Annotated in this window: 16 protein-coding genes; 1 reads left to right on the forward strand and 15 read right to left on the reverse strand. The window is 64.3% G+C overall.

The annotated features are described in order from the left end of the window. Nucleotides 1-63: 63 nt before the first annotated feature. From VG556_RS03740 to VG556_RS03810, 15 genes are all read right to left on the reverse strand, one after another. Complete coding sequence (locus VG556_RS03740) at nucleotides 64-717, reverse strand: hypothetical protein (protein WP_238381415.1); 654 nt, start codon at nucleotides 715-717, stop codon at nucleotides 64-66. Next, a complete protein-coding gene (locus tag VG556_RS03745; protein ID WP_032958205.1) occupies nucleotides 692-1,378 on the reverse strand; it encodes a TadE/TadG family type IV pilus assembly protein in 687 nt (228 codons plus the stop codon). Before VG556_RS03745 ends, VG556_RS03740 begins: the two co-directional genes overlap by 26 nt. Beyond that, nucleotides 1,375-1,758, reverse strand: coding sequence for a DUF192 domain-containing protein (locus VG556_RS03750; protein ID WP_032958206.1), 384 nt, complete (start codon nucleotides 1,756-1,758; stop codon nucleotides 1,375-1,377). Before VG556_RS03750 ends, VG556_RS03745 begins: the two co-directional genes overlap by 4 nt. Nucleotides 1,759-1,768: 10 nt before the next feature. Further along, a complete protein-coding gene (locus VG556_RS03755; RefSeq protein WP_100449534.1) occupies nucleotides 1,769-2,659 on the reverse strand; it encodes a type II secretion system F family protein in 891 nt (296 codons plus the stop codon). Then, the gene (locus VG556_RS03760; protein ID WP_014646168.1) at nucleotides 2,656-3,510 is read right to left on the reverse strand and encodes a type II secretion system F family protein; all 855 of its coding nucleotides are present in this window, start codon (nucleotides 3,508-3,510) and stop codon (nucleotides 2,656-2,658) included. Before VG556_RS03760 ends, VG556_RS03755 begins: the two co-directional genes overlap by 4 nt. Continuing rightward, nucleotides 3,503-5,227, reverse strand: a complete 1,725-nt coding sequence (locus tag VG556_RS03765) for an ATPase, T2SS/T4P/T4SS family (protein ID WP_014646169.1) — start codon at nucleotides 5,225-5,227, stop codon at nucleotides 3,503-3,505. The genes VG556_RS03760 and VG556_RS03765 overlap by 8 nt, the downstream gene beginning before the upstream one ends. A gap of 13 nt (nucleotides 5,228-5,240) precedes the next feature. After that, nucleotides 5,241-6,737, reverse strand: a complete 1,497-nt coding sequence (locus VG556_RS03770) for a type II and III secretion system protein family protein (RefSeq protein WP_014646170.1) — start codon at nucleotides 6,735-6,737, stop codon at nucleotides 5,241-5,243. Further along, nucleotides 6,724-7,518: a Flp pilus assembly protein CpaB gene (gene cpaB, locus VG556_RS03775; RefSeq protein ID WP_014036170.1), complete on the reverse strand. Its 795-nt coding sequence runs from the start codon at nucleotides 7,516-7,518 to the stop codon at nucleotides 6,724-6,726. The genes VG556_RS03770 and cpaB overlap by 14 nt, the downstream gene beginning before the upstream one ends. After that, nucleotides 7,515-7,700 carry a hypothetical protein gene (locus VG556_RS03780; protein WP_014646171.1) on the reverse strand — a complete coding sequence of 62 codons (186 nt, stop codon included), beginning with the start codon at nucleotides 7,698-7,700 and terminating at the stop codon, nucleotides 7,515-7,517. Before VG556_RS03780 ends, cpaB begins: the two co-directional genes overlap by 4 nt. Nucleotides 7,701-7,710: 10 nt before the next feature. Further along, on the reverse strand, nucleotides 7,711-8,379 hold the full coding sequence (locus VG556_RS03785; RefSeq protein ID WP_014646172.1) for a hypothetical protein: 669 nt from the start codon (nucleotides 8,377-8,379) through the stop codon (nucleotides 7,711-7,713). Then, nucleotides 8,363-9,178: a TadE/TadG family type IV pilus assembly protein gene (locus VG556_RS03790; RefSeq protein ID WP_100449535.1), complete on the reverse strand. Its 816-nt coding sequence runs from the start codon at nucleotides 9,176-9,178 to the stop codon at nucleotides 8,363-8,365. Before VG556_RS03790 ends, VG556_RS03785 begins: the two co-directional genes overlap by 17 nt. Nucleotides 9,179-9,193: 15 nt before the next feature. Then, on the reverse strand, nucleotides 9,194-9,979 hold the full coding sequence (locus VG556_RS03795; RefSeq protein ID WP_014646173.1) for a hypothetical protein: 786 nt from the start codon (nucleotides 9,977-9,979) through the stop codon (nucleotides 9,194-9,196). Next, nucleotides 9,976-11,505, reverse strand: a complete 1,530-nt coding sequence (locus VG556_RS03800) for a pilus assembly protein TadG-related protein (protein ID WP_321210539.1) — start codon at nucleotides 11,503-11,505, stop codon at nucleotides 9,976-9,978. The genes VG556_RS03795 and VG556_RS03800 overlap by 4 nt, the downstream gene beginning before the upstream one ends. 112 nt (nucleotides 11,506-11,617) lie before the next feature. Then, entirely contained in the window at nucleotides 11,618-11,890 is a 273-nt protein-coding gene (locus tag VG556_RS03805) for a hypothetical protein (protein ID WP_014036176.1), read from the reverse strand. A 540-nt stretch (nucleotides 11,891-12,430) separates the two neighbouring features. Further along, complete coding sequence (locus tag VG556_RS03810; protein ID WP_230374590.1) at nucleotides 12,431-13,147, reverse strand: OmpA family protein; 717 nt, start codon at nucleotides 13,145-13,147, stop codon at nucleotides 12,431-12,433. On the opposite strand from VG556_RS03810, the gene VG556_RS03815 reads away from it, so the two are divergent. Beyond that, nucleotides 13,121-13,330 carry a hypothetical protein gene (locus tag VG556_RS03815; protein ID WP_238381416.1) on the forward strand — a complete coding sequence of 70 codons (210 nt, stop codon included), beginning with the start codon at nucleotides 13,121-13,123 and terminating at the stop codon, nucleotides 13,328-13,330. The two genes, VG556_RS03810 and VG556_RS03815, sit on opposite strands and share 27 nt — an antisense overlap. Nucleotides 13,331-13,383 lie beyond the last annotated feature (53 nt).

The raw sequence follows: 13,383 nt of genomic DNA on the forward strand, positions 1-13,383 counted from the left end.
GATCTACCGGCGCGGAGGGAGTGAGACCCCCGCGCCACGGTGTCGGCGCTGCAACCACCTCGCTCAGTTCGCCGCATCCTGCGTGCGTCGACGCAATCCGGCGGGCGGGTCGAACAGGCTCGACGGCACCTCATCGAAAGTGACCTCGGTAACCCGCAAGCCGCGTTCGGTACGCTGGTTGCCGGTGCGTCCGCGGTAACCCAGCAGCAGGCCCGTGCGGGTATCGATCCACAACGTGCCGGAGGTGGTGCCATCAGGGCCATGCGCACTGTCATAGCGCCAGCCGGCAGCGAGGCGACCCAGGATGAACTCGCCGGGTGCGGGAGAGCAGCGCCCTCCGATCGTGTGGCATGGGGCGGCAGGATCGTACCAGTAGGGACCACTGGCGTCGGCGACCGGCAGCGTGTAGTTGCCGCGCTCGCTCACCAGCCATGCCCGGCCGCGCTGGCCCTGGGTGGTCAGCCATGCATCGGGCGCATTGTCGCCGCGGAAATCAATACGGATGGCAGGCCCGCGCAAACGGATCTCGACCTCGACCTCACCACCAGGCGAGCTTGGACCGAGTGGGCCCAGGCCATAGGCGCGTGCCAGCAATCGCGCCTGTGGAGGTTCGTTGTCAGCAGCGTCCGTGGATTGCGCGGCGGCGGCCCAGGTTGCTGCCATCAACAGGCTGGCCAGCAGCACCTGCATGTCAGCGCGCCAGGTTGTTGCTGTCATGCACGGGGCTCTGCATGCGGACGATCGCGTAGGACTCGATCGGCATGCGGCGATGGCCGGTGATCGGGTCCTCGATCAGCATCGAGGCCGGGCGGAAGCTGTCGCCTTCGCTGACCAGGTCTGAAAGACCAGCAATCACCCGGTCGGCAAAGGGAACGATCAGGGGCATCGGATAGGTGACCTTGATCTTGAGGATGTTGGCGTCCTGCACGCTGACGCGGCTGCTGCCGACACGTGCATCGCGGAAGGCAAGATTGTCGTTCGGCAGCGCATAGCGCCCATCGAACTGGCGCTCGCGGAACTCGTTGTACGCCGCGCGGCTGGGTGAAATGACCTCGATCTTCGGTGACAGCAACGGGTTCTTCCACAGCAGGGCGACCTTGGCGCGGGCGGCGACGGCACCGGCGGCATCCGGCGAGGTCGCGTACAGGGGAGCCATCGCCATTTCCAGTGCGCTGCGCATCTCGGAATGATTGACGCCACTGACCGCGCCGGCACGCGCGGCCTGCAGCGTGGCGAAATCCAGCAGCGACTTGGCGCGATAGATCAGGACGAACTGGAAGATGACCAGGATGAGGAAGACGAAGGCCGGAACCACGATGCAGAATTCAATCAGCGATTGCCCCCGCTGCTGGCGGATGGATGTGCGGATGTGCTTCATTGCAACGCCCTCGTGGATGGCGGTGCCGCAGGCGGAGAAGGGCACCATTGGAACGTCTCGCCCAGCACCGGAGCAATATGCCTGAGGCTGTCCACCGGCATTTCCAGCGTCGAGTAGGCGCCGCGGCACCAGGCGCCGCGCCATGGGCGCACGGCCTCGCGCCAGCCAACGGCGCGCTGATCGCGGTCCAGGAACAACAGGTCGAGTGGATACCCCATGGCCAGGGTGTGCACGCTCGAGCAGGGGGTTATCAGCAGGCCTTGCCCAGGCTGGAGTGGCGCGCGCAACAGCAGGCCGCGCAGCCGCTGGTGCCAGCGATCGGCATGCCAGACGCAGCTGAGCAACTGCTGGTGGTCGCGGATCAGGGCGCCGGTTCTCATGTGCGGGGACTCACAGGATGCCCTGCTGCTTCATCTGCAGGAAGATGAAGTAGGCCAGGACGACGAAGATCAGCGGGAAGAAGAACAGCACCAGCGGCAGCATCATCTTCACCGGCGCTTCCAGGGCCAGCTTCTCGGCGCGAAGGAAGCGCTCTTCGCGGCGCTGCATGGCCTGCGAGCGCAGTGTGTCACTCAGGCTGGCACCCACCCGGTCCGCCTGGATCAAAGCGCTGGTGAAGCTGGTCACCTGGGAAATGTCGGCGCGATCGGACATGCGCCGCAGCGCTTCGGCACGCGGAAGGCCGGCGCGCAGATCACGCAACATGCGCGAGAACTCCTGTGACAGCGGACCGGGTGGACCCTTGTCGACGGACTGTTCGATCGCACCGGTGATGTTCAGGCCCGCTTCGACGGCCATGGTGATGAAGTCGAGGAAGATAGGCAGGTCGCGGATCACATGCTTGGAGCGCGCTTTCCGCCGTTCGCCCAGCCACAGCGTGGGATACATCCACCCGAACGGTGCGCCGAATGCCAGGGCCATCAGCACGGAGCCGACTCCGAACCGGCCCAGCAGGATGATGGTGAGCAACAGGAAGCTACTGGCCACGGCGGCGGAGACGATGCGTGCGCCATACAGTTCTTCCGGTGACAGCACGAAGTCCTGGCCGGCCGACTGCAGGCTGCGATGCGCGCGCTCCAGCTGTGCCGAGGACAGGCGCGGCCCGGCCAGGCGCGTAGCGACCGTAATCAGCGGCCACAGGATGCGCAGCAGCAGCGGCAGCGGATCCTGGTAGTTGCGCTGGTCCACCTCGACCGACTGCACCAGTCCGCGCAGCGCGAATGCAAGCAGCCCAACAGCGGCAGCGGCAAGCAGTGCGACCAGGATGAGCAGGGCGTTCATATATCGATCGTCATGATTTTGCGGCACATGCGGTAGCCGAGGTATTCCAGTACCCCGATCAGGGCCATGACGCACCAGCCGATGAAGGTGTGGAACATGGGGTTCATCGTTTCTGGATAGAACAGCACGAGGAAGCCGACAAGGCCGGCTGGCAGCATCGCCATGACGATGCCCTGCAGGCGCCCCTGCGCGGTAAGTGCCTTGACCTTGCCTTCCATGATGAGCTTGCGCCGCAGCGTTTCGGCGAGCGTGGAGAGGCTCTCGGCGAGATTGCCACCAACCTCGCGCGAAATGCTGACGGCGGCCACGAACAGCTTCACGTCGGCAATGGGCACGCGGGCGGCGAAGTTGTCCAGCGCCTCCTCCGTGCGCACGCCCATGTGCTGCTCGCGCAGTACCAGTGCCAGCTCCTGGGCCAGCGGAGGCAGGCCGTCATGGGCCAGTGCTTCCAGCGCAGGATTGAAGCCGACGCCGGCCTTGAGGCTGCCGGCCAGCATCAGCAGCCCGTCGGGCAACTGCTGCTGGATCTGGTCGAGGCGGCGCTGCTTCAGCCACAGGTAGATCTTGCGTGGCGCTATGGCCAGCAGGATCAGGGCCAGGATCGGCAGCAGCAGGTTGCCGCCGGTGACGATCCACAGCAGCACGGGAATCGCCAGCAGCATCAGGACATTGGTCCTGAACAGCACGCGCGGGTCGACGAACAGGAACATGTCGGCCAGATTGACCCGCGCCTGGTCCATGAAGTTGGCGCGGTAACGGTCCATGAAGCCGGAGCTGGCACGCGCCAGCAACAGCACCGAGCCCGTCACGCAGGCAAAACACAGCAGGGCGATCAGCAGGATGTCACTCATTCCGCCGTCCCCCGGTACGGAAAATGTCCAGGTCAACGGCGACGCCGCGCTCGGCAAGCTCTTCATAGAACTCCGGCACTGCACCGGTCGCGACGAACTCGCCCACCACCTTGCCATCGCGTCCGGCAGTGGAGCGTGCCTTGAACAGGAACACATCCTGCAGCTGGATGGTTCCGCTTTCCATGCCCGTCAACTCAGTGATGTGGCTGACCTTGCGCGAACCGCAGGGGAAGCGCTTCTGGTGCACGATCAGGTCCACTGCCGACGAGATCTGTTCGCGCACCACCGTCATCGGCAGCTCCATGCCGGACATCATGACCATCACTTCCAGGCGCGACAGCGCCTCGCGCGGATTGTTGGCATGGGCGGTTGTCAGCGATCCTTCGTGGCCGGTGTTCATGGCCTGCAGCATGTCAAGTGCTTCGCCGCCGCGGCACTCGCCGACCACGATGCGGTCCGGGCGCATGCGCAGCGCGTTGCGCACCAGGTCGCGGATGGAAATATGGCCCTTGCCTTCCATGTTGGGAGGACGCGCTTCCAGGGCAACCAGGTTGGGCTGGACGAGCTTCAGTTCGGCCGCGTCCTCGATGGTGACGATGCGATCGGTATCGGGAATGAAGTTGGAAAGGATGTTGAGCAGGGTGGTCTTGCCGGAGCCGGTGCCGCCGGTGACGACGATGTTGCGCCGTTCGCGCACCGCAACGATCAGGAATTCCAGCATCGGCTGGCTGAGCGAACCGAAGGTGAGCAGGTCCTTTCCTTCCAGCTTGCGCTTGGCGAACTTTCGGATGCTGATGCTCGGGCCGCGCAGCGCCACCGGCGGAATGATGGCGTTGACGCGGGAGCCATCCTTCAGCCGCGCGTCGACCATCGGCGAGCTTTCGTCGATGCGGCGACCGAGGGGCGTCACGATGCGCTCGATGGCTGACAGCACCGCGCGGTCACTGGTGAAGACAATGGGGGACCGTTCGATCCGGCCCGCACGTTCAATGAAGATCTGGTCGTGCGCGTTGACCATGATTTCCGTCACCGTCGCATCGTCGATCAGGTCTTCCAGCGGGCCCAGGCCGATGGCCTCATCGAGCACCTCCTTGGCCAGCCTGCGTGGGTTGATCGTCTTGGGCAGCTCGGAGAACTCCCGTTGCATCACTTCATCGATCAGCTTGATCGTGGCGTTGCGCAGCGACTCATCGTCCATGCTGCGCACGTCGAGCCGGCGCAGGTCCATCTGCTTGACCAGCGAGGCATGCAGCTTTGCACGATAGACCGCCATGTCCGGTGGCAGCTGCTCCGGCCGCGCCAGCTGGCGTTCGCTGGATGGCTGCGCCGGTGCGGGTGCCGGTGCGGGCGTGGCGTCCACCGGCACATCGTTGGCCGCGCCCGCATTGAAACTTCCAGCATCGGCGGTGGGTTCGGCTGGCGGGTCGTCGTCCACCACCTGCAGCAGGTAATCGCCGATCTGCACCCGGTCACGGCTGGTGAGCGGGCCACGGCTGCCTTTGACCTGTTCGCCATTCACCAGTACCGGCGAGCGGCCTCCCAGGCTCTCGATGAAGATGCCCTGGTCCTCGCGCTTCAGCGCCGCATGGCGTTGGGCGATGCTCCAGCCCTGCAGCACCACCAGGTTGCCGTCGCCACGGCCGATCCCGCATTCACGGTGCAGGCAGCGGACACGTCGCTGGTCGCGGTTGGGTGTGTCGATGAGGATGTTGAACATGCGACGGCTCCGGTCACTGCACGAAATCTTTGTTCCGGCGCGGCATGGCCTGCTGGCCGCGCTCCTGGATCTGTCGCGCACGCTCCAGGCCATCGAGGTTTTCCTGCGAGCCCGGCGTCACCACGCGCGGAGTAACGAACATCACCAGCTCGGTACGGTTGCCACGGAAGCCATCGGAGCGGAACAGCTTTCCGAGGATCGGGATATCGCCCAGCAGCGGCAGGCGCTTGGCATCCTGCTGCGCGCTGGAGTCGATCAGCCCGGAGATGACGATGGTTTCCCCTGCGTGGACGTTGATTTCCGACTCGGTGCGGCGGGTGGTGAAGCCAGGCACGCCCTGCACGGTCACCGTCGGATCGACGCGGCTGACCTCAGCCAGGATGCGGGTGGAGATGTCCTGGTTGAAGTTGACCAGGGGCTCGATGTCGAGCTTGATGCCGTATTCCTTGTAGTCGACGGTGACCTGGCCGAAGCCCTGCGGAACCGGGATCGGCACTTCGCCGCCGGCCAGGAACTTGGCCTGCCCGCCGCTGCGGGCGCTGAGTTGGGGCGAGGCCAGCAGGAACGCCTTGCCCTTGTTCATCATCAGGTTGATCGCCGAGCCGATCTGCGTGGCGATGCCAAAGAAGGCCTGGGTTCCCTGCAGCTTGTTCGGCAGCAGCACGCCGTTGGCCGGGCTCTGCTCGGGGTTGATGCGGTAGTAGTTGTTGTTGGTGAAATCCTTGACGATGCCCGCCACCGGGCCACGGATGACGTTGTCCCACTGGATGCCGAGTTCTTCCAGCGCATTGGTGTCGAATTCCATGATCTTCACGTCCATCTGCACCATCGGGCGCATGCCCACCGGGTCGGCAGTAGTGAAATTCAACACCGTCGGGTAGATCTTCTGGATCGCATCAATGCGGCTGCCGATGCCCGGGTTGATGTCCTGGCCGGTAATGACCACACGGTCGGCGACCGCATGCACATTGATCTTTTCCACGTCGGCCAGCAGGGTACGGATGGTCTCGGCCAGGCTGACGGCATCGTTCTCGGAGATGTCCACCTGCACCTGCAGCTGCTTGCCGTTCTGCAGCCACAGGTGAACCGTGGTGGAGCCGGGCTTCATGCCCATCATGATCAGGTCGCGCGGGCCGACGTTGGTGACCTCGAGCATCTCGCCACTACCGACGGCCACGCGCTTGAGCCCGCTGGGCAGCGTGTAGACGGCGGCCTGGCCGGCATAGATCCGGGCGCGGGTGGGCAGTGGCACCGCGGGCATGGCCGACGCGCTGGTGCGATAGGCGGGATCGGGAACCGGCGCCGGGAAGGCGCTCTGCCCACCGGGTACCGGTGCATGGTTGGTGTTGGGCTGCGGTTGCGCCTGGACAGCAGGGCGCGGTGCGGCCATGACCGGTACCGGGGTCAGCTGGGTGCCGGTGGTCTGTGCCACGGCCAGCAGTGGCGAGGTGACAACAGCGATGGCCGCAGTGGCGGCAATGAGGCTGCGGATTCCATTATTGCTGCGCATTCGTCGACCCTTTGCCCCCAATGATGAATTGCACGCCAGCACGACCCTGCGTGCCGTTGCCGAGCAGTTCCCTCTGCGTCATGCCACTGAGGCCGAACGCACCACGATCCTCCACCTGGCGAAGCATCACCCGCATCGAACCGGCCTTGGCGGCGACCGTGAGTCGCTGCGCCTGTGCCGGTGTCAGTTCCAGAGTGATGTTCGAATAGCCCTGCTGGTCTTCCGAGGCCGGCGTTTCGCCGACGCGGTTGCCGGTTGCCAGAACGTTGATGTCCTCAAGCAGCGGCAGCACCCGGGCACCGGTCTGTTCCTGCTCGACGGTGAGCAGGATGTCGACGTGATCCCCGGGGGCAATCATGCCGGAGATCGAGTTCGTCTCGTCCACCTGGAGGGTGTAGCCCACGTTGCCCTTGGCAATCACGCGCGAGAACTGGTCGTACAGCGGTACCAGTGCACTGGCACCCAGCGGTGCACCTTCGCGGATCGGCGCGCGCAGCATGCGGCCGCTGTATTCGGACACATTGTCCGGCGTGATCGCATCGGCAGGCGGCAGGTCGGCGGGGACTTCGCGCACTGCAAGGTCGGCAACGGTGACAATGCTGCCCGGCTCCATGTCGGTCTTGGGCACGGCTACCGGCACCATTTCCACCGGCGGAGCGGCACGCTCGTTCACTGCCTTCTGCACGTAGCGCACGGCGACCAGGGCCGCGAACAGGCCGAGCGCGAGGGCGATGATGATGAAGACGACGTTGCGGTTGGCTTTCAGCGGGAGCGCCTTCATACGACTCCCATCGACAGCATATAGGTGAACCCCTGGTACGCCTTGCGCAGTGAATCGATCAGCTCGAGCACGATGTTCGGCTCGGCGACCAGGACCAGGACACCGACGGAAGCGACCACGGCGTACTCGATCAGTGCGGCCCCGCGCTGGCGGCGTAGGGACGGGGGAATGCGTTTTCTCATGGCGGTGGTCTCAGTGCTGCGACTGGTTGACGACAATCGAGGTTCCCTGCTCGTGCCGGTTGAAGGTCATGGTCATTTCCTGGCTGCCCTTGCTGTAGCGGACAACGCACTGCAGCGCGATCATCGAACACCCCGCAGGGCCGGAACTTCGGCTCCAGCCGTCCGCAGGGAGGCGGCTGGCATAGAAGGCATCGGTCTGGAACGGAGACAGCGTGCTTTCCATGGACAGGCTGCGCCCGGGCGTGTCCAGGTAGGTGATGTCATTGATCACCTGCGTCCCGGACGGTTTCGGGAAATCGGCGCCGGCCGCGGCATCGGGCTTGCGCTTGAGCAGGCGTGTAATGCCGATCTGTGACTGGCTGCCACTGCCCTTGGCCGATACCTCGATGGTCACGTAGTACTCGCCGTGTGCGTGGCCGATCACGGTCTTGCCGCCGACCTCGTTGATCACGGTCTGCCCGGGCCATTCGCGGTTGTAGTAGCTGACGATGGACGACACCGGCAATGCGGACGTGAAGCGCGAGATGCGCATGGGCAGGCCGTTGTAGAGCATGTCCTTGGCCACCCACTCGCTCTGCGCGCCCTCGGGCTCGGGAATGTCCGGCCAGGACGCGGCCAGCGCAGGCCAGGCGAACAGCAGCGCGGCCAGTGCCGCCAGCAGGTCAACGCGACGGCGCATAGGCAGGCAACTTGTCGACAGGCACCACGTCGGGCGCGATGTAACCGGGATCAAGCCTGCTCAGCGTCCCGATCATCGGGATGCCGGAGAGGCCGTCAAACGCCTTGGCGATGCCCGCCATGTGCTGGGATGGCACCAGTGGCTTGACCTGCGCGATCACCGAGCGTGACGAGTTGACCTTGAGCCCGGAACCGGCTGCATTCCAGGGGTCGGCCAGCACCACATGGGTGGCCTGCAGCTTCAGGCCCAGCGAATCGAAGGGTTCCAGATAGGCGGCAGCACTGCCGTTGGCACTTTTCAGATCCTGCACATCCAACTGCAGCTGGGCCTGGGTCAGGCCGTTGCGGTTGGGCGGGAACGAACCGAACATCGAGGTCACGTCGGCGATCTTCTTCATCATGCCGCCTGCCGACGTGCTGGTGTAGGAGACCAGGGCGAGGTCACCGCGCCGCACCAGCGGCTGGTTGGAGAAGGTATTCATCAGGACGTCGCCGACGGCGGCATCGCGTGCGCCGGTCTGCGCCTGGCTGACGATGGGATCGTTGGCACGCCCGAAATAGCGGTCGACGGCAAGATCGCGCTGGCGGCCGCCGGCCGGCAGCTTGTAGTCCGGCGATACGGTGGCTTCCCAGGCGATCGCGCGCGCGGCCTGCTGGGTGGCCTGGCGGGCGTGGATGTACTTGGCCAGGATCGGGATCAGCAGGAAGATCGGCACCAGCACGGCGCAGAGCACGGCGACTTCGGTAAGACTCTGGCCGCGCTGGCGACGCGCGCCGCGGAATGGGCGTTCCCTGTCCATGGCTACCTCAGCAGGTCATCGTTGGGAGGACGGTTCGCGCGGTACCTCGAGGTCGCCGCGTTCAAAGGGTTGGCCCACCGTCATGCGCTGCGTGGTCAGGCGGGTGCCATTGCCGTCGAGGGGTTCCTGCTCCAGGACAATGGCGTAGCGGCTCGGCCGGTAGTCGTTCAGTGCACCGGGGGTGAAGCCCCAGCTGGCACCAGCCGACCACACGCACTGGCTGAACCGTCCGTTCTCGTCCTTCCACACGTTGCACGGCTGGCCAGCGACCCTGCGGTTGCCCGCGCGCTGGAAGCCCGGCGAGGCGCTGCCTTCGTCGGCTTCGGCGGCAAAGCGGGTGAGCCCGTCGCTGTCGGCGGGGGACTGGCTACGCTCTCCCGTTGCCAGATCGACCTGCTCCACGCCGGAGGCGCTCTGGGTCTCCTGCAGGCCGGTGGCCTCCAGCCGGAACTGGCAGCTGGTCGCAGGGCCATCGTTGAGCAGGCGCCATTCGCGGGTACGGAACACTTCCTCTTTGCTGGAAAGCCAGGCTTCGTAACGGACGGTTCCCAGGCGGGCGACATCGGCGTCATCCAGTGCGCGGGTCGGCAATCCTGCCGCCTGGCAGTCGCTCAGTGCCTGCTGGTAGCTGGTGCGCGCCGCGTTGCGTCCATCCACCAGGGTTTCGGCAATCTGGTCAAGATGGATGCCCGGCATGTTCCTGGCAGCGGCGGGCTCGCCGTTGTCCGCCGCGCTGCCACAGCCGCTGATCAGCAGTGTGGCGATCGACAGGTGCAGGCGATTGAAAACAGCAAACGTCATGGCATCAAGGCTCCGGCTGCCGCCAGGGCAGCCTTGGTGGTGGCATCGGTCTTGACCAGTCGTGCCTGCCAGTAAGGACTGAACAGGTTTCCGGTTTCACGCTTGCGGTCATCGCGGCTGAACATGCGCAGCTGCACCGGGCGGTCGAAGAACACCTGCGCGGAGGAAAGTGCGGCGATCTTGTTGTTGGCCATCCTGTCCGGCAGTTCCATCTGCGAGCCGGCCGGGGCGCCGATGCCGGCGCCGGACGTGGTGCGCGCGCTGGTGCCGGCGGTCTCGGCATAGATGGTGAAGACCGGGCCGACCTTGTCGCGGTCACGATCATTCTCGGCGTAAGGCTGCAGTGCCTGCCCGGCCTTGACGTCGTGATAGTCGCGCAGGCCGTTGTAGCCGGTGAAGAAGGCCTTGCGATGCTGGCCATTGGCGAAGCGCACGTTGGCATCCTGGCTGCGGTCGACAATCCACGCCGCGCCGCGATTGCGGCGCACCGCTTCGCCATACGGGCGGTAGCGGCGGCGGTCCCAGTCCGAGTACCAGCCGTTGCCGTTGCCGAAGCCGTTGAGGAAGCGCTGGTTGCGATAGCTTTCCACGGCTTGCGCACCGCCCCAGCCGACCGGAATATCGATATCGGAAAGCGGCCATGGCAGCGGAAGCTCGACGGCCATGGTGTCCAGCGCTGCCCATCGGTTGTAGTCGACCATGTCGGTGCCGCCGGACTGCACCAGGAAGCCGAGGAAATCATCGCTGCGGCTCTTGCTGAAGCCATCACGCGACTGCATCACCACATTGCGGAAGCGGTCGGCGCCCTGGCGCTGCGTGGCCGAGCCACCGTTGGCGGTACGGGGAATGCTGTAGCGCTGCAGCAGCCGGTTCTCGGCCGTGGCCAGTTGCGTGCCGAGCACCGCGGTTCCGATGGTGCCCAGTTGTGCCTGCGGTGAGTTCCGCTGCAGCACATCCTTGGCGATGGTGTAGCTGTCCAGCCGCGATACGCCCTCGATGACGAGCTGCACCGAGGCGGCGAACATCATGTTGAGCTTGTCGATGGCGATGATGGCCGCCTGCGCGACAGGCTGGAACGTCTGGCGGGTGACCTTGAGAATGCGTTCGGCGACCTTGAAGGCGGTTGCCAATGCCTTGAACACCACGCCGATGTAGGGAATGGCGGAGAGCACATCCAGCGTGGTGCGGATGACGATGGAGGTGGTGTGCATCTGGTTCAGCCACGAATAGAGGCTGATCGTCTGTGCCACGGCCACTTCGTTGGCAACGCGGGCACGGTTCATGTAGGCCGCGTAGTTCAGTGCGCGTGCCTGCTGGATCGCAACGCTGTAGGCGGCGGCGTCGGCCGCATTGACCAGCTCCACCTTCTTGTTCACCACCTGCCCTGTGTTGAACAGCAGGACAATCCCGATGCATAGAACCAGAATGAGTGCCAGCCCGAGAACCATTGCTTGGCCGGCGACCGTTCGGTGGCTGGAAACGCCCCGGGCCGCACGGCTTCGTGCCAAAGCCAATGCGCTGCGCATAACGAATTCCTGGGCCGGAGGCCATGGCTGCCCGTCGCGCGCCGCGTGCGGTGCGCGCAGGGAGATTATGCTGGGAGGGCCCTGGCGGCTTCATGCCGCCAGGGCTGGGGTATTACTTGTTCTTGTACGCGTCCATGCCCTTGGTCTTGTCAGCTTCCTGCTGGGCGCTGTTGGCCTGGTTCTTGGCGCGGTTGATCGACTGCGTCGCGCTCTGGCCGGAAAGTTCCTTCGACATGCCTGCCACCTGGCTGCGAACCGTGCCTCCGAAGAAGGTGACGGCTCCGATCGCGGCGATGGCGATCAGCGCGGTGATGATGATGTACTCGGTCATGCCCTGACCGGCCTGCTTACGGGAAAAACGGATGTGACGACGGCTGCGTTCCATGTATTTCCTCCTTGATGGCAGGAATCCTCCCGGGTGTGCGGGATATTCGGCGTGTCCGCTGGGGGATCCTGATTAATGGCAGGGCGAGGTAAAGACAGGAAGCTCACACCCTGGTTCGTCGAAAATTTGTCGCTTGTTCGAGAACGGGGCCAAGCCTATCGACAGAAAATTGACGATACAAGTCAGGTTTTTCCGATATGCAATGAAATATTTGAAAATGTGATGCGCATTGCAGATTAACAATTGTCTGCACATAATCACGTCAAATTTGAGCTAGATGCACCGCTTTTCGTTAAGGAAATTAACACTTAACTGACATATTTGTGTCACGCAGGCGGCTTGTGGTGCCGGAATATTGGCGCGCCACAGAGGGCGCGTGCACGGCCTGCTGCTTGTTCGAACGGGATGAAAGATCCGCGTGTTTTTATCTCGTTGCATCCGCGGCAAAACAAATGACCGTGCGGCGCGGAAAAGAAAAAAAGCACATGCAGGGCATGTGCTTTTTCCGGAGTGCTTCAACGCAGTAACGTCGTGGTGATATCAGCGCTTGACCAGTTCCACGCGACGATTGGCGCGACGCCCTTCTTCGGTTGCGTTGTCGGCGACCGGCTGGCTCTGCCCATAGCCTTTCGCGCTCAGGCGTTCGGCTGCGATTCCACCGCCGACAAGACGCGTGCGCACCGACTCCGCACGCGCCTGCGAGAGCGTCTGGTTGTGCGATTGGCTGCCGCTGTTGTCGGTGTGTCCTTCAACGGAAAGGCGAAGCTGTGGGTCGGCCTTCAACAGCTGGGTGACCTGTGCGATCTGCGGTTCCGAATCGGGAAGGATCTCGGCAGCGTCGGTTGCGAAGTTCACCTGGATGGATACCTTGCCACTGCTGTCCAGTGCCTGTTTCAGCGTGTCCGCTTCAATGACCTTGGCCGTGATCTGCACCGGTTTTGTCTCTGCGACGAGCAGGCCGCCGGAGTTTCCACCCGAGCCCAGGTGAATCCAGATATCGCGATCTTCGCGATGGATGACATAGGTTTCTGCGGGTTCGTTGTAGATGTCGCCGATGCCGCCGACATAGGTGGTCGCCGCCTTGCTGTTGCCGATGTCACGCGATGCATCGGCCGGTATGGTGCCGGAGAAAATGCGCTTGCCCCCCAGGGCCTCGACCAGGCTCTGTACATTGCGGCTGAGCTCCAGCTGCGAATAAGGGTGATCGCTGCTGCTCTGCAGGACCGAAGAATGAACCTTGCCTTCAATCCATTCCACGCGATCGCCGGTCCAGAACGGTACGCGATCGAATTCGCTGTCTACGACGTCCTGGCTGGTGTAGCCCTGCGGCAGTCCGAGATAAGGGAAGCTGCCGATCGTTGCCTGCGATACGGGCAGCTCGGCAACATTGAACGCTGCGGCCTTCTGGCTTCCATCCGTGGCCGCAGCCGCCTGCGGTGATGGTTCGGCTGCGGTGCTGGAAGGTGCGGGCGAGGAAGCGCCACCCTCTGCAG

It is taken from the genome of Stenotrophomonas sp. CASM106 (assembly GCF_049384825.1).
Lineage (GTDB): Bacteria > Pseudomonadota > Gammaproteobacteria > Xanthomonadales > Xanthomonadaceae > Stenotrophomonas > Stenotrophomonas muris.